Below are 14,016 nucleotides of genomic sequence, written 5' to 3' on the forward strand. Positions count from 1 at the left end.
CATGGACGGGATCGTCGAGACGGTGCCGGTTCAGCGAATCGAGAGTCCCTGCGTCAATATCTGCGAGATCGACGCGGCGAGCGGGCTATGCGTCGGCTGCGCGCGCACGCTCGACGAGATTGCCCGGTGGTCGAGCGCTAGCCCCGAGTGGCGGGACGGGGTGATGGCCAAGCTGCCCGCACGGCTGACGGCGCACTCTATCATCCGCGGCGCCACCTGACTCAACCTACGAGAGGAGGGCAGGCTGCGGCGACCGAAGTGGTAATGGAATCGAAATCCCTCGTGCCGATCGATATCACGCCTGGCCTGGTAACGATGTAGCCATGGCCGGCGATCCAGCCAGTAATGTCCGCTTGCGGATCACGATAGCAGGGCACACCCCAGCGGCTCGTGATCCGATCAAGAACCTCCCCCTTCTGGTTCTGCGCAGCTTCCAGCGTAATTCCGGCAAGGCGATTATCGTCCAGCAACGTTGCCGTCAGTTTCGCCTTTGCCGGCAGATCGGGGCGATACATTTCCGGAGGCGGCGGAAATTCGCATATCTTCGTTGCGGGTGCAGTTGAGCACTTCATCATTGCAATTTCTGCGGTCATGGGGGCGCCGAGCTTCCATGTCGCCGACATCCTCATCGGAAACAGCCCGAGCGTGTCAAACGGGTTGAACGGTTCTGCTCCCGAAAGCCGCCAGTTCATAACGGTGACGAGCGTTCGTATCTCTGCCGTCGTCGCAGGGGTAAAGAGGGCCTTTGCTTTGAACGTTATGCAGGTCGAGAGATCGAACATCGCGTTACCGCTGGATCCAACCACCTTGCAGTCCGCGACCATGCCTTGGCGATCGATCTGCAACTCGACCCTCACCCGGCCTTCGATATTCGCGCGGCGCGCCCATGTGGGATAGTCGTCACTCGACATGCCGCTAACGAGTCGCGGAATATCGGCTGACTCGACTTGGCCGCTGCCGGAGCCCGGCATCAAAAGCGCGCACATCGCGATCGCGGATCTTCGAAATCTACCCACAGGCATAGAACTCTCACACTTCCCCGCCGGGCTCGGGCGGCGGCATCAGCGCATTGTCCTTGTCGTTGGCGCGCTGATAGGCGGGGCGCGCCATGACACGCTCGCCATAGGCGATGAAGGCATCGCGCCTGGGCAGCGTGCCGAACTGGACGCCCCAGCCGACCTGCGCCCCGACATAGACGTCGGCCGCGGTAAAGCTGTCGCCCGCAATATAGGGGTGCGCCGATACCGCCCGCTCCAGCGTGTCGACCACGAGATCGTAATTGCCGTATCCGGCCGAGCGCTGCTGCTGCTCGGTCGGCACGAACTTCATCGCGTGGTTGGTCACGGCATGTTCCACCGGCCCCGCCGCATAGAACAGCCAGCGATAATAATCCGCACGGTCCGCCACGGGCGGCGCGAGGCCGGCCTCCGGATAAGCATCGGCGAGATAGGCGCAGATCGCCGCGCACTCCGTGACGACATGGCCCTTGTGGACGACCGCCGGCACCTTGCCCATCGGATTGACCGACAGATAGGGCTCCTGCTTCATCGTCGAGGCGTAATCGAGCACGACGATATCGTAATCCGCGCCAGTTTCCTCGACCATCCAGCGAGCGATGCGCCCGCGCGACATCGGATTGGTGTACAGGATCAGGTCAGCGCCCATTTCATCCTCCGACTCACGCTCTTTGCAGAACATAAGTGGAACACAGCATTCGGCCGACGTCAAGCCTAGGCCTGACGCCGGTCCCGATATTGCTGCAGACCCGGTCGGTCTTCAGGCTGAAACGAAGGCGACTTTGCCGTTGCCGAGCGCCGACCGCTTCAGGTGCGGCGTCTGAGCGATCAGTTGGGCGATCATCGCGTCGCGGCTGCCCTTGAAGGTCGCGGCGAGATCGGGCGCGACCGCCTGATAGCCGGCCAGCGCATAGCGCCGCGCCGTTGCTTCAGCCTTTGCGTCGAGCCCGTTCTGGTCGTGGATCACGACGACGAGGCCCAGATTGGCCTGGCCGCGCGGCGATGCGAAATAGCCGTTGATGATCTTGCCGCCGCGGAGCGCATAGCGGAGCTTGCGTGCGTTCAGCTGCGAATCGTCGGTGGCGGCGAGCGCGGCGCCGGCAAAGCCGAGCATTCCGGAAGCGGCCATGGCAGGCGCGACCGCAAGTGCGGCGATCCGCTGCATCGCGGCACGGCGGCCAAGCGGCGCCCGGCCCATATCGATCGCTTCCGACATGGGTTGATTGTCGTTGTCTGACATGCCCGATATCCCCGTTACACGCCGCCCCTGTGCGGACCGGGAAAGCGTAACAATTCGGCAAGCGCGATACAACCATAACGAACGAACTTTATGATCAAAACGGACGAATTTCCAAAAACCGCGGATCGACGACGGCTCTCGATCAGACGCAGCCTCCAATTGGCGTCAAAGCGCAGGGATGAATAGCCCCAGCTTCTCCGAAAAGACTTTCGCAAGTTTTCGTTATAGTATTTTCGGACACGCCAATATTGAAATCATGGTGAACGCCGCAGTAACACTGTCGCGGAGCGCGAAAACTGCGCTCAGATCGCGCGATACCACCACACGCCGTCGCGATCTTCCTTTGCAGCTCTGCCCTCGACCTCCAGCCGGCGGAGATGCGCCAGGGCCTCGCCGCTCGCCATGCCGAGCATATCGGGGCCGATCGCGCGGCGGAACAGGCGTCCGAAACAATCGACCGCGCGGCGCGGCTCGGCGAGGAAGACCTCGAGCTCGTCGAGCCGCTCGCGATGCTCCCGGTCCATTGCATCGAGCCGGGCATGGAGCCCGGTAAACGGATCGCCGTGACCGGGCAGGACAAGCAGATGGTGCGGCAGCAGCTTGAGCCTGGCGATCGAGGCGAACCATTCGCCCAGCGGATCGGCCTCGGGCTCGGTCACGCCGAGGGAGACATTGGGGCTGATGCGCGGCAGCACCTGATCGCCCGCGATCAGCACGCCAGCGACCTCGTCGAGCAGGCAGGCATGTTCGGGGCTGTGGCCAGAGCCGACCACCACGCACCAAGCGACGCCGCCGATCGTCAGCGTTTCGCCGTCAGCGATGCGGCGATAGCTCAGCGGCAGCGGCGTGACGAGACGGCGGAAACCCGCCCAGCCGCGCTCGCTGGCATGCGCGACCTGCTCGTCGCTCCAGCCGGCCCCGCGCCAGAAGGCCACCATCTCGTCAGGCACATTATCCCGCGCATCGGTGACGAGCATGCGCGCCGTCAGCCATTCGCCGCGCGTCATCACCAGCGTCGCCTGATGGTGGTCGCACATCCAGCCGGCCAAGCCGATATGGTCCGGGTGGAAATGCGTACCGATCATGCGGGTGACGCGCGTGCCGGCGAGCGGCCCGCGGAACAACGCCTTCCAGGCGTCGCGCGCGTCCGGCAGGTTCATGCCGGTATCGACCAGCGCCACGCCGCCGTCGTCGTCGATGAGCCAGCAATTGACGTGCTTCAGCGGGCCGGGGACGGTCAGCCGCACCCAGCGGACGCCGGGCGCTACCGTCATGGCCTGGCCCGGCATCGGCTCGCGCCCGCCGAACGGATAGGTCAGGCCCTTGTGGCTGGTCGGGACAAAGCTTTCGTCGGCGACAAAGGCAGCATCGAGGCGGGAGGCAGTTGACATAGGTTGCAGGTAGCAACGGGATGCCGGGCAAGTCACGCGGCAAATGTGCGGCGCCTCAATGGCGCCCGCCGGAGACGAGCAGGGAAGCCCCGCTCGCCCCGGCCACTCCCCCTGAAGGGGAGTGGATCATGGTCAGCGGCGGAACAAGGTCTCTGCGGTCGGCTCGGACGGCGCGGCTTCCTCGCCGGCTTCAGCGGCTTCGGCATCGCGGGCGAGCTGGTCGCGCTGGGCGCGCAGTTCGACGATCAGCGCTTCGCGATCGCCTTCGAGACGCGTGTCGACCGGCGCTTCGATGCCGGCGGCCTTGGCCGCCTTCGCCACTGCTGCGTCCAGCTCTCGCTGAGTGGTAAGGCCCAGCGTGACCGGGTCCTTCGGCGTGATGTTGGCGATGTTCCAGTGGCTGCGATCGCGGATCGCGGCGATGGTGGTGCGGGTGGTGCCGATCAGGTTGCCGATCGCCCCGTCCGTGATCTCCGGATGATTGCGGATGATCCAGGCGATGCCGTCGGGCTTGTCCGAACGCTTCGAGACCGGCGTGTAGCGCGGCCCCTTGGTGCGGCGGACCTGTTCCGGCCCCTTGAGCATGACGAGACGATAATCGGGATCGGCCTGACCCTTGTCGATCTCGTCCTGAGTCAGTTCGTGCGCGCGCACCGGATCGCGGCCGGTCAGCTTGGTCGCCGCTGTATCATCGGCGATCGCCTGGATCTCCAGGATGTGAAGGCCGCAGAACTCGGCGATCTGCTCGAAGCTGAGCGAGGTATTGTCGACCAGCCAGGACGCGGTCGCATGAGGCATGAGCGGCTGGGCCACCGGGAAACTCCTTAAAAACAGAAAGGGCCGCCCCTTTCGGAGCGGCCTTGGCATGGGACCGACTTAGTCCTCCTTGCACTTCGAGGCAAGGCGGGAGCATTCGGGGCTTTCCGACCACCCTCTCCACCACCGGCAGGAGGGCGTGGTCGGCGTCACGCCGCGATCGCCTCGTCGAGCGCGACCGGCACGAGCGCGTTGAGGAACTGGCGGGCGCTCGCCTCCCAGGTGAAGGTCCGGCCATAAGCGGCGCATGCCGCGCGATCCTTCGTCAGCGCCCGGGCGATCGCGGCGGTGAGGTCTTCGTCCATCGCTCCGACCGCGTCGTTCAGTACGTCGACCGGCCCGGTGACCGGATAGGCGGCGACCGGCACGCCGCAGGCCAGTGCCTCGATCATGACCAGCCCGAACGTGTCGGTGCGGCTGGGGAAGACGAAAACGTCAGCCGCGGCATAAGCAGCGGCGAGATCGGCGCCGAAGCGCGGCCCGAGGAACTTCGCCTCCGGATAACGCGCCTCGAGCGAGGCACGGGCCGGGCCATCGCCGACCACGACCTTGGTGCCGGGGTGGTTGCTGGCCAGGAACGCCTCGATATTCTTCTCCACCGCGACGCGACCGACATAGAGCTGGATCGGGCCCGGCAGCGAGACGAGGGCGGGATCGGGGGCGACCGCGGCCGAGAAGGTCGAGAGATCGACGCCGCGCCCCCAGTGGCGGACATTGACGAGGCCATGTTCCTTGAGCGTCGCGGCGATCGAAGGGGTCGACGCCAGGATCGACTGGGCCGGCGCGTGGAACCAGCGGATGTACCGCCATACCCATTCCGGATTCACGCCGGTGCGCGCCGAGACATAATCGGGAAACTGGGTGTGATAGGCGGTGGTGAACGGAAACTGGTTCATCAGACACCAGCGCCTCGCCGCCAGGCATACCGGCCCCTCCGTCGCGAGGTGAATCGCCTGCGGCCGGAAATCGGCGAGCATGCGGCCGACCGCGCCGGTGCGCGCAAAGGCCAGCCTGATCTCGGGATAGGTCGGGCAAGGCATGGAATAGAACAGGTCGGGCGAGACGACCATGACCTGGTGCCCCTGCCGCTCGAGTTCGGCGCGCACGGCCTGGAGCGTCCGCACCACGCCGTTCACCTGGGGGGTCCACGCATCAGTGGCGATCGCGATGCGCACGCTCGTCAGGCCGCCAGCATCTCGATCTTCGCCGCTTCCCGTTCGGCGATCTCGTCGGCCCAGTGCAGCAGCTCCATCCGCCCGTCGAAATGTTCGACCAGCGCCGTGCAGCCCTCCACCCAATCCCCGTCATTATAATATTCGATGCCGCCGATATTGCGGAACTCGGCGGTGTGGATGTGGCCGCACACAACGCCGTCGACGCCCCGCGCGCCGGCCGCGTGGGCGATCACTTCCTCATAGTTGGAGATGAACTCCACAGCGTTCTTCACCTTGGCCTTGGCGTGCTTCGACAGCGACCAATAGGGGAGCTGGAAAAAGCGGCGATACGCGTTCACCAACCTGTTGAGCGCCATCATGAATTCATAGGCGGCATCCCCGACATGCGCGAGCCATTTGTGCGTGAGCGTGATCATGTCGAATTCGTCGCCATGCAGCACCAACAACCGACGGCCGTCGGCGGTTTCATGAATCGCGTTGCGACGGATCGAGACGCCCCCGAAATCGAGGCCGGTGAACTGGCGCACCACCTCATCGTGATTGCCGGGGATATAGATCACTTCGGCGCCGCGCTTGGCCCGTTTCAGGATGCGCCAGACCACGTCGTTGTGCGACACCGGCCAGTAGAGCTTCTTCTTGAGCCGCCAGCCGTCGATGATGTCGCCGACCAAATACATCCGCTCGCTGTCGACGTGATCCAGGAAGTCGATCAGCATGTCGGCGTTGCAGCCGCGCGTACCGAGATGGATGTCGGAAATCCAGATCGTGCGAAAGGCCCGGCGTTCAGTGACCGTACGTTCCGGAATAGCCGGTTTCGAATTTGCGAAGTCGGCGAAATCAGCGATGCTATTATCCATCGCGATCCTGGTTATAGCGTCCATCTGGCATCGTCCCGCGCAGCCCTTGATGGACCTGCGCTATGGCCGCTTTATGTTACAGCTTGATTCTATTGGTGTGAACGCCCGGTTACGCTTCCATAGCGATATGACGCGGCTCGGCAGCGACCCGGGCCAGCCACAGGCGGATCGCGGGGTAGCGCCCGAGATCGAAGCCGCCATCCTCTGCGACATGGGTATAGGGGTAGAGCGCTATGTCAGCGAGCGTCAGCCGATCGCCGACGAAGAACGGGGTCAGCGCGAGATGCTCGTCCATCAGCGCGAGTGCCGCCTCGCCCGCCGCCTGCTTGGCGGGAAGCTGCGCACGCTGGAGCTCGCTGAGATGCGCCTCCCCCACGAACCGGCGCCAGAAGCGCAGCGTCGCGACATTGGGCTCATGGTTATATTGTTCCCAGAACATCCAGCGGAACATGTCGGCGCGGTCGTAGCGATCGTGCGGGATCAGCGCCGAGCCGTCCGCCAGATAGAGACAGGCAGCAGCGCTTTCGGGCAGATAATCGTCGCCGACCTGGAGCACCGGGATGCGGCCATTGGCGTTGATCCCGCCAAGGAACGCCGCCGAGCGCGTCTCGCCCTTCATGATATCATATTCGCGGCGCTCGAGCGGGATGCCGAGATGCGCCGCGGTCAGCCTGATCTTGTAGCAGTTTCCCGACGCGGCATATTCGTGGAGGATCAGGCTGGACATGTGGCGCTCCCTTTGCGGCCATCCTCATGACGCCGCCGGGCGGAGCGTCAAATCAAATGCAGCGGACGATCGACAAGCGCACCTTGTCTATCGCCCGTGAGCGCCGTGCCTAGAGTCGTTTTCGGTAAGACGGCACCAGCCCGCTCCTCCCCACCCGGCCTCCCATCCAGGATATTCTGTGGGCGGCGGGGTGGGGGAGCGGGCTGGTGCCGATCTAGCGAAGCCGCAAACGACTCTAGATCAGACCCAGCGCTTCGCGACGCCGGCGCAGCGCACCCAGCTCGAACAGCCCGATCCCGCCGAGCGCGACGAGGAAGAGCAGGCCCCAGAAATGGCTCCAGAAGGGGAAGACATAGCCCGCCTCCAGATGCGTGCCGGTCTTGCTCGCCAGCAGGTTCAGCCCGGCTTCGTCGAGTGGCACCATCTGGAAATTGCCCTGGCGCTCCAGATACAGGACATAACCGAGTTCCTTGTAGGACAGCATCGGCAGGCCAGCCGCCGTGACCTCCCGGATCGAATAGCCGAGCATCGGCTTGGGCTCTGCTTCCGCCCTGGGCGGCCGGCGATCGAGCACCGCGAACAGCGGCGTATGGTTGGCCTTCGGCACGAAATAGGCCCAGTTCTGGATGAAGCGCTTCACCTCCGGCAGATCGGCGCGTGCGGGGATTTCGGCGATCGGATCGACCCAGGGCCGGTTCGTCAGCCCAAGCGGCTTATCCGACAGCAGGATCGCGAAGACCGCCGCGATCACGACCACGCCGATCAGCACGCTGCGGATCGTTTCGTCCCGCCTGATCACGGGATGCTTCTTCTCGGCCATTCGGTTCCCCCCTTTTAATTCGCGACGCGCCCCCGCGTACCTATTCCCCGGCGCACCTACTCCATCGTCAGTACGATCTTTCCGACATGATCGCCCGCTTCCATCCGCTCATGCGCGGCCGGCGCCTCGGCGAGCGGATAGGTCCGGTCGATCGCCGGCTTCAGGCGCCCCGCCTCGACATGCGGCCATACCGTCTGCGCGAGCTCCTCGGCGACCATGCTCTTGAACGCGGTATCGCGCGGGCGAAGGGTGGAACCGGTCAGCGTCAGCCGGCGGCGCATGATCTCGAAGATCGGGATCGTCGCCATCAGCCCGCCCTGCACCGCGATCGAGACGTGGCGGCCGTCATCGGCGAGGCATTGAAGGTTGCGCGGCACATAATCGCCGCCGACCATATCGAGCACCACCGCGACCCCAGCGCCGCCGGTGATGGCCTTCACCTCGGCCACGAAATCCTGAGCCTTGTAGTTGATCGCATGATCGGCCCCCAGCGCCTTTGCCGCGGCGCATTTCTCATCCGATCCGGCGGTGACGATGATGGTCAGCCCGAACAACCTGGCCAGACCGATCGCCATCGTGCCGATGCCGCTGGTGCCGCCATGGACGAGCACGGTATCGCCCTCGCTGGCATAGCCGCGCTCGAACAAATTGGTCCAGACGGTGAAAAGCGTCTCCGGCATCGCGGCCGCCTCGACCATCGACAGCGCCTCGGGCACGTGGAGGCACTGGCCATAGGGCGCGACCGCATATTCGGCATAGGCGCCGCCCGACACCAGGGCGCAGACCGGCTGGCCGATCAGTTCGGCCGGCCCGATGATACCCGATCCGCCGGCGCCCGCCGCGACGATCGTGCCCGACAATTCCATGCCGAGGATCGATGGAGCGCCCGGCGGCGGCGGGTACAAGCCCTTGCGCTGCATTACCTCGGGCCGGTTCACGCCCGCCGCTGCGACCCGGATCAGCACCTCTCCTTCGCCGGGCACGGGCACGGGGCGCTCGACGAGGCGGAGCACCTCGGGACCGCCCGGCAATTCGGGGTCGATCGCGTGCATCATCGTCGGAATGATCATCGGCATGTCGGTCATTGCTCCGCTGCCGCCCCGGTCGCGGAACGCCGCCCCCCGTCGCGGAATAGCGCGCCTTATTGACATCGCGGCGTGCCGGGTCAACGTTCCATCCCATGGACCCGGACGAGATTCTCGCACGACGGGCGGGCGATCCGCTAACCGAGCTTGCGCGGCAAGATCTCGATCCCTTTTCGGTCGAGGAATGCGAAACGCGCATCGCGGCGCTTGAGGCGGAAATCGTCCGCACTAAGGCGCGGCTGACCCACGCCGTTAAGCATCGCGCAAGCGCCAACGATTTATTCAAGCGATGAACGCGATCGCCCCGGCAGCCCGATCAGGCCGGGGTTTTCGTCAAGTGCTTGATGCGGACGCCTCGCCTTCCGACATAGAAGGAAAGGGCCGTTCGTCTCTCGCGGCCCGCATGGAGTAAAGTAATGCCCTCTTTCGCCTCCGCGCTGGAAACCACCCTCCACAAGGCGCTTGAAGCCGCGTCCTCGCGACGCCACGAATATGCGACGCTCGAGCATCTGCTGCTCGCGCTGATCGACGACGAGCACGCCTCCAAGGTGATGACCTCGTGCGGGGTCGATCTCGAAGAACTCAAGGCCACCGTCGCGCATTATCTCGACACCGAGCTCGAGGCGTTGAAGGTGGACGCCGCGACCGACCCTTCGCCCACATCAGGCTTCCAGCGCGTCGTCCAGCGCGCGATCCTCCACGTCCAGTCTTCGGGCCGTGACGAGGTGACCGGCGCGAACGTGCTGGTCGCCCTGTTCAGCGAGCGCGAAAGCTATGCCGTCTATTTCCTCCAGCAGCAGGATATGAGCCGTCTCGATGCCGTCAGCTTCATCAGTCATGGCGTCGGCAAGGGCGGCGCCGCCCCGGAGCCCCGCGAAGTGAAGGGCGCCGAGGAGGAAAAAGCGCAAAAGGCCGACGGCAAGGGCAAGAGCGAAAGCGCGCTCAAGCAATTCACCGTCGATCTCAACGAAAAGGCCCGGAACGGCAAGGTCGATCCGCTGATCGGCCGCGGCCCGGAAGTCGACCGTACGGTGCAGATCCTGTGCCGCCGATCGAAGAACAACCCGCTGTACGTCGGCGATCCGGGAGTCGGTAAAACGGCGATAGCGGAAGGCCTGGCGCGGAAAATCGTCGAAGGCGACGTGCCCGAGGTGCTGCTGCCCGCGGTGATCTATTCGCTCGACATGGGCGCGCTACTCGCCGGCACACGCTATCGCGGCGATTTCGAGGAGCGGCTGAAGGCCGTCGTCAACGACCTGGAGAAGCTGCCTCACGCGATCCTGTTCATCGACGAGATCCACACGGTGATCGGCGCCGGCGCGACGAGCGGCGGTGCGATGGACGCGTCCAACCTGCTGAAGCCGGCTTTGTCGGGCGGCACGATCCGCTGCATCGGTTCGACCACCTACAAGGAGTTCCGCAACCACTTCGAGAAGGACCGCGCGCTGCTGCGGCGCTTCCAGAAGATCGACGTGAACGAACCGACGGTCGAGGACACGATCAAGATCCTGACCGGGCTGCGCACCGCGTTCGAGGCGCATCATTCGGTCAAGTACACGCCCGATGCGATCAAGTCGGCGGTCGAGCTGTCGGCACGCTACATCAACGACCGCAAGCTGCCGGACAAGGCGATCGACGTGATCGACGAGGTCGGCGCGATGCAGATGCTGGTGCCGCCGTCGAAGCGCAAGAAGACGATCACCACGCGCGAGATCGAAGCCGTGATCGCGACGATGGCGCGCATTCCGCCGAAATCGGTCTCGGCCGACGACACCAAGGCGCTGGAAAGCCTCGACACCGATCTCAAGCGGGTCGTGTTCGGGCAGAATGCGGCGATCGAGAAGCTCAGCTCGGCGATCAAGCTCAGCCGTGCGGGCCTGCGCGATCCGGACAAGCCGATCGGCAATTACCTGTTCACCGGCCCGACCGGCGTGGGCAAGACCGAGGTCGCGCGCCAGCTGGCGTCGATCATGGGCATCCCGCTCCAGCGTTTCGACATGTCGGAATATATGGAGCGTCATTCGGTCAGCCGGCTGATCGGCGCCCCTCCCGGCTATGTCGGATACGATCAGGGCGGGTTGCTGACCGATGCAGTCGACCAGCAACCGCATTCGGTGCTGCTGCTCGACGAGATCGAGAAGGCGCATCCGGACCTGTTCAACATCCTGTTGCAGGTGATGGACAACGGCAAGCTGACCGACCACCACGGCAAGACCGTCGATTTCAGGAACGTGATCCTGATCATGACGACCAATGCCGGCGCGTCCGACATGGCGCGCGAGACATTGGGCTTCGGCAACCTCTCCCGCGAGGGTGAGGACGAGCAGGCGGTGCAGAAGATGTTCACGCCGGAATTCCGCAACCGGCTCGATGCGATCGTGCCGTTCGGATATCTGCCGCCGGAAGTCGTGGCGCGGGTGGTGGAGAAGTTCATCCTCCAGCTCGAGCTGCAGCTCGCCGATCGGCACGTGCACATCAGCCTGGACGACGAATCCAAGGCATGGCTGACCACCAAGGGCTATGACAAGCTCTATGGCGCGCGGCCGATGGGGCGGCTGATCCAGGAGAAGATCAAGCAGCCGCTGGCCGAGGAGCTGTTGTTCGGCAAGCTCGTCCATGGGGGCGAGGTGAGCGTGAAGCTGAAGGACGGGGCACTGGCGTTCGAGGTCGTCTCGGCGCCGCCGAAAAAGCCCAAGAAGAAGGGCAAGGCCGAGAGCGTCGACGCCAAATAACGGCGTTCATCGCCGGAAACGAAGGAGCCGTGGCGGAAACGCCGCGGCTCTTTTCGCGTCGGCCGCAGTCACCGCTGCCGGTCCGCCACCGGTTGCAATAGGGCGATAAAATCGCCTTGAAAAATGTGAAGCGCTTTTCGATCCCTGCTTTGCGTTTACCATAACCGGCCTATACGGGCGCGCATGTATAAGGGGTGGATTTTCACTGTATCGGCCCTGATCGGCGCTTTCATTCTGTTGGCGTTGATCGGCGCGAAACCTGCGATGGCCCAGACCGGGCTTGCCGGAACACCGGTGGATGTTTGTATCGCCCGGGCCACGCCGGGCATCGATGCGCACGCCGTGTTCGCCGGGCAGGGCCGCTTCAATTGCGTCACCTCACAGACCGCCCTCGGCCCCGGCGAATATTGGGCACTTTCCGCTCCGGTGCACGCGACCGGCCCCGTCGATATTCGCATCGGCAGCCTGTGGCAGGAACGGGTGACGCTGTACGCGCTCTATGCCGATGGCACGATCCTGTCCGCGGTGACGGATGGCCGCGCCGCCACCCGGCATCTGCAGCTTGGCGCGATCATCCAGCGCAGCTTCCCGGCACGCGATGCCCCGCTGGTTCGCCTGCTCTGGCATGTCGAGGGTTCGGCGAACCTGCGCGGCATCCTGATCGGCCCGCGTATCGCGACGCCGGAGGAAAGCACCAGCGCGAACCTGTTGCTGGGCGCGATCTATGCAGCGTTCGCCGGACTGTGCATCGCCCTGCTCATCCATAATCTCGCGCTCTGGGGCGCCCTGCGGCATCCGTTCCAGCTGGCCTATTGCGGCATGCTGTTGGCGTTGCTGGTCTACACGGCCTCGTCTTCGGGGGCGCTGGCCTGGGCGTGGCCCGATATGGCCAACAACGATCGTCTGCGGGTCAACTACGCGTCGCTGGGCATGGCAGCGGTAGCGGCGATGCTCTTCGCCCGGACTTTCTTCGAGCCGCGCGTCTTCGCCGGATGGCTGGCGAAGACGAGCAATGTGGTATGCGGCCTGATGGTGATCACCGTCGCCATGCTCGCGACGTTGAAGCCGTCGCACGTCCCCCTGTTCGACCTGTTCTTTTGCCTGGTCTTCGCCGCTCAACTGGGGATCGTGGTGCCGATCCTGTGGCGCGGCTGGCGCATGCGGAGCAATTATCTCTGGATGTTCGCGATTGCCTGGGCGGCGCCGATCGTGCTTGCCTGTTTCCGCGCCGCCGGCTCGTTCGGCGCGCTCGACTGGAGCTTCTGGCTCGACAATTCGACGATCCTGGCGATGACGGTCGAGGCGCTCTTTTCGAGCCTCGCGATCGCCTATCGCATCCGCCTGCTCAGCCTCGAGCGGGACGAGGCACGCGAGCAGGAAATCGCCGCGCGCCTGCTGGCCGATACCGATCCGCTGACCGGCCTGTTCAACCGCCGCGCCTTCTTGCGCCACGCGATCGGGCGGGAGGGCGATCAGATCCTGCTGGTCGCGGACATAGATCATTTCAAACGCGTCAACGAAGCGATCGGCCATGACGGCGGCGACGAAGTGTTGCGCGTCTTCGCCCGCACGCTGCGTCAGTCGGTACCACCCGAGGCACTGGTCGCGCGGATCGGCGGCGAGGAATTCGCCATCGTGACGCCGGTGACGCTCGCCGTCGAGCCGGAAGACATCCTGGCGCGGCTGCGCGAGGCCCGGATGCCGTTCGGCCTGTCGGTGACGGCAAGTATCGGCAGCTGCACCGGGCGGCTCACGAAGGAGGGCGACTGGAAGGCGCTGTACCGCTGCGCCGACCGGGCGCTGTTCGAGGCGAAGGCCGCCGGGCGCGACCGGGTCCACGGCGCGGTCCCCGAAAGCCGTATCGTCGCATAATCGTCGCACAAGCGCCCGTTGCGCTGGATGGCGCGCTTGCCCCCGTTTCGGCACGCGCTTATGGTGAACGGCGTTGGAGGAGTGAGATGCGCAATCGTCGAATAGGCCTGGGGATCGCGGCTGCGGCTCTGCTCGTCCTGGCCGCGCGCCATCCGTCTGCCGACATCCGCATCCTGACGCACGAGCAATCGGACATTGCGCCGCAGCGCATCCAGGCAGCGTTCGATCTGGGCTGGGTGGCGGTCTCCGTGCTGATCACCTGGACGGCCAAGCGCTTCGTCTGAC

Annotated in this window: 15 protein-coding genes; 5 read left to right on the forward strand and 10 right to left on the reverse strand. The window is 64.9% G+C overall.

Annotated features, from left to right (window positions below; genetic code table 11):
- Window position 1: 1 nt before the first annotated feature.
- The gene (locus U1769_RS18705) at window positions 2–220 is read left to right on the forward strand and encodes a DUF1289 domain-containing protein (protein ID WP_332719076.1); all 219 of its coding nucleotides are present in this window, start codon (window positions 2–4) and stop codon (window positions 218–220) included.
- A gap of 1 nt (window position 221) precedes the next feature.
- On the opposite strand, the gene U1769_RS18710 is transcribed toward U1769_RS18705, so the two are convergent.
- The 10 genes from U1769_RS18710 to U1769_RS18755 form a co-directional block, all read right to left on the reverse strand.
- Window positions 222–911 (reverse strand): energy transducer TonB, encoded by a 690-nt coding sequence (locus tag U1769_RS18710; protein WP_332719078.1) that lies wholly within the window; start codon window positions 909–911, stop codon window positions 222–224.
- 118 nt (window positions 912–1,029) lie between these two features.
- A complete protein-coding gene (locus tag U1769_RS18715) occupies window positions 1,030–1,665 on the reverse strand; it encodes a glutathione S-transferase family protein (protein ID WP_332719080.1) in 636 nt (211 codons plus the stop codon).
- Window positions 1,666–1,776: 111 nt separating this feature from the next.
- Complete coding sequence (locus U1769_RS18720) at window positions 1,777–2,256, reverse strand: dienelactone hydrolase family protein (protein WP_332719082.1); 480 nt, start codon at window positions 2,254–2,256, stop codon at window positions 1,777–1,779.
- Between the two features lie 302 nt (window positions 2,257–2,558).
- Window positions 2,559–3,647 carry an MBL fold metallo-hydrolase gene (locus U1769_RS18725; RefSeq protein WP_332719084.1) on the reverse strand — a complete coding sequence of 363 codons (1,089 nt, stop codon included), beginning with the start codon at window positions 3,645–3,647 and terminating at the stop codon, window positions 2,559–2,561.
- Between the two features lie 132 nt (window positions 3,648–3,779).
- A complete protein-coding gene (locus U1769_RS18730; protein WP_332719086.1) occupies window positions 3,780–4,460 on the reverse strand; it encodes a cell cycle transcriptional regulator TrcR in 681 nt (226 codons plus the stop codon).
- A 152-nt stretch (window positions 4,461–4,612) separates the two neighbouring features.
- Window positions 4,613–5,638, reverse strand: coding sequence for a glycosyltransferase family 4 protein (locus tag U1769_RS18735; protein WP_332719089.1), 1,026 nt, complete (start codon window positions 5,636–5,638; stop codon window positions 4,613–4,615).
- 5 nt (window positions 5,639–5,643) lie between these two features.
- Complete coding sequence (locus U1769_RS18740) at window positions 5,644–6,519, reverse strand: UDP-2,3-diacylglucosamine diphosphatase (RefSeq protein ID WP_332719091.1); 876 nt, start codon at window positions 6,517–6,519, stop codon at window positions 5,644–5,646.
- Window positions 6,520–6,604: 85 nt separating this feature from the next.
- A complete protein-coding gene (locus tag U1769_RS18745; protein WP_332719094.1) occupies window positions 6,605–7,222 on the reverse strand; it encodes a glutathione S-transferase family protein in 618 nt (205 codons plus the stop codon).
- A 235-nt stretch (window positions 7,223–7,457) separates the two neighbouring features.
- Window positions 7,458–8,042 (reverse strand): hypothetical protein, encoded by a 585-nt coding sequence (locus U1769_RS18750; protein ID WP_332719096.1) that lies wholly within the window; start codon window positions 8,040–8,042, stop codon window positions 7,458–7,460.
- Between the two features lie 56 nt (window positions 8,043–8,098).
- Window positions 8,099–9,127 carry an NAD(P)H-quinone oxidoreductase gene (locus tag U1769_RS18755; protein ID WP_332719098.1) on the reverse strand — a complete coding sequence of 343 codons (1,029 nt, stop codon included), beginning with the start codon at window positions 9,125–9,127 and terminating at the stop codon, window positions 8,099–8,101.
- Window positions 9,128–9,222: 95 nt separating this feature from the next.
- Here U1769_RS18755 and U1769_RS18760 point away from each other — a divergent pair, with 95 nt between their 5' ends.
- The 4 genes from U1769_RS18760 (at window position 9,223) to U1769_RS18775 (ending at window position 14,015) form a co-directional block, all read left to right on the forward strand.
- Window positions 9,223–9,420: a DUF1192 domain-containing protein gene (locus U1769_RS18760; protein ID WP_332719100.1), complete on the forward strand. Its 198-nt coding sequence runs from the start codon at window positions 9,223–9,225 to the stop codon at window positions 9,418–9,420.
- Between the two features lie 123 nt (window positions 9,421–9,543).
- Window positions 9,544–11,859 (forward strand): ATP-dependent Clp protease ATP-binding subunit ClpA, encoded by a 2,316-nt coding sequence (gene clpA / locus U1769_RS18765; protein ID WP_332719102.1) that lies wholly within the window; start codon window positions 9,544–9,546, stop codon window positions 11,857–11,859.
- Between the two features lie 183 nt (window positions 11,860–12,042).
- A complete protein-coding gene (locus tag U1769_RS18770; protein WP_332719104.1) occupies window positions 12,043–13,731 on the forward strand; it encodes a GGDEF domain-containing protein in 1,689 nt (562 codons plus the stop codon).
- An 86-nt stretch (window positions 13,732–13,817) separates the two neighbouring features.
- Window positions 13,818–14,015 carry a hypothetical protein gene (locus U1769_RS18775; protein ID WP_332719107.1) on the forward strand — a complete coding sequence of 66 codons (198 nt, stop codon included), beginning with the start codon at window positions 13,818–13,820 and terminating at the stop codon, window positions 14,013–14,015.
- Window position 14,016 lies beyond the last annotated feature (1 nt).

Origin of the sequence: Parasphingomonas zepuensis (genome assembly GCF_036663735.1) — a bacterium.
Classification (GTDB): Bacteria; Pseudomonadota; Alphaproteobacteria; order Sphingomonadales; family Sphingomonadaceae; genus Sphingomonas.

Bases quoted from the DNA above. Each gene is read 5' to 3' on its own strand.
- U1769_RS18705 (WP_332719076.1), top strand. From the start codon at position 2: ATGGACGGGATCGTCGAGACGGTGCCGGTTCAGCGAATCGAGAGTCCC.
- U1769_RS18710 (WP_332719078.1), bottom strand. From the start codon at position 911: ATGTCGAGTGACGACTATCCCACATGGGCGCGCCGCGCGAATATCGAA.
- U1769_RS18715 (WP_332719080.1), bottom strand. From the start codon at position 1,665: ATGGGCGCTGACCTGATCCTGTACACCAATCCGATGTCGCGCGGGCGC.
- U1769_RS18720 (WP_332719082.1), bottom strand. From the start codon at position 2,256: ATGTCAGACAACGACAATCAACCCATGTCGGAAGCGATCGATATGGGC.
- U1769_RS18725 (WP_332719084.1), bottom strand. From the start codon at position 3,647: ATGTCAACTGCCTCCCGCCTCGATGCTGCCTTTGTCGCCGACGAAAGC.
- U1769_RS18740 (WP_332719091.1), bottom strand. From the start codon at position 6,519: ATGGACGCTATAACCAGGATCGCGATGGATAATAGCATCGCTGATTTC.
- U1769_RS18745 (WP_332719094.1), bottom strand. From the start codon at position 7,222: ATGTCCAGCCTGATCCTCCACGAATATGCCGCGTCGGGAAACTGCTAC.
- U1769_RS18750 (WP_332719096.1), bottom strand. From the start codon at position 8,042: ATGGCCGAGAAGAAGCATCCCGTGATCAGGCGGGACGAAACGATCCGC.
- U1769_RS18755 (WP_332719098.1), bottom strand. From the start codon at position 9,127: ATGACCGACATGCCGATGATCATTCCGACGATGATGCACGCGATCGAC.
- U1769_RS18760 (WP_332719100.1), top strand. From the start codon at position 9,223: ATGGACCCGGACGAGATTCTCGCACGACGGGCGGGCGATCCGCTAACC.
- clpA (WP_332719102.1), top strand. From the start codon at position 9,544: ATGCCCTCTTTCGCCTCCGCGCTGGAAACCACCCTCCACAAGGCGCTT.
- U1769_RS18770 (WP_332719104.1), top strand. From the start codon at position 12,043: ATGTATAAGGGGTGGATTTTCACTGTATCGGCCCTGATCGGCGCTTTC.
- U1769_RS18775 (WP_332719107.1), top strand. From the start codon at position 13,818: ATGCGCAATCGTCGAATAGGCCTGGGGATCGCGGCTGCGGCTCTGCTC.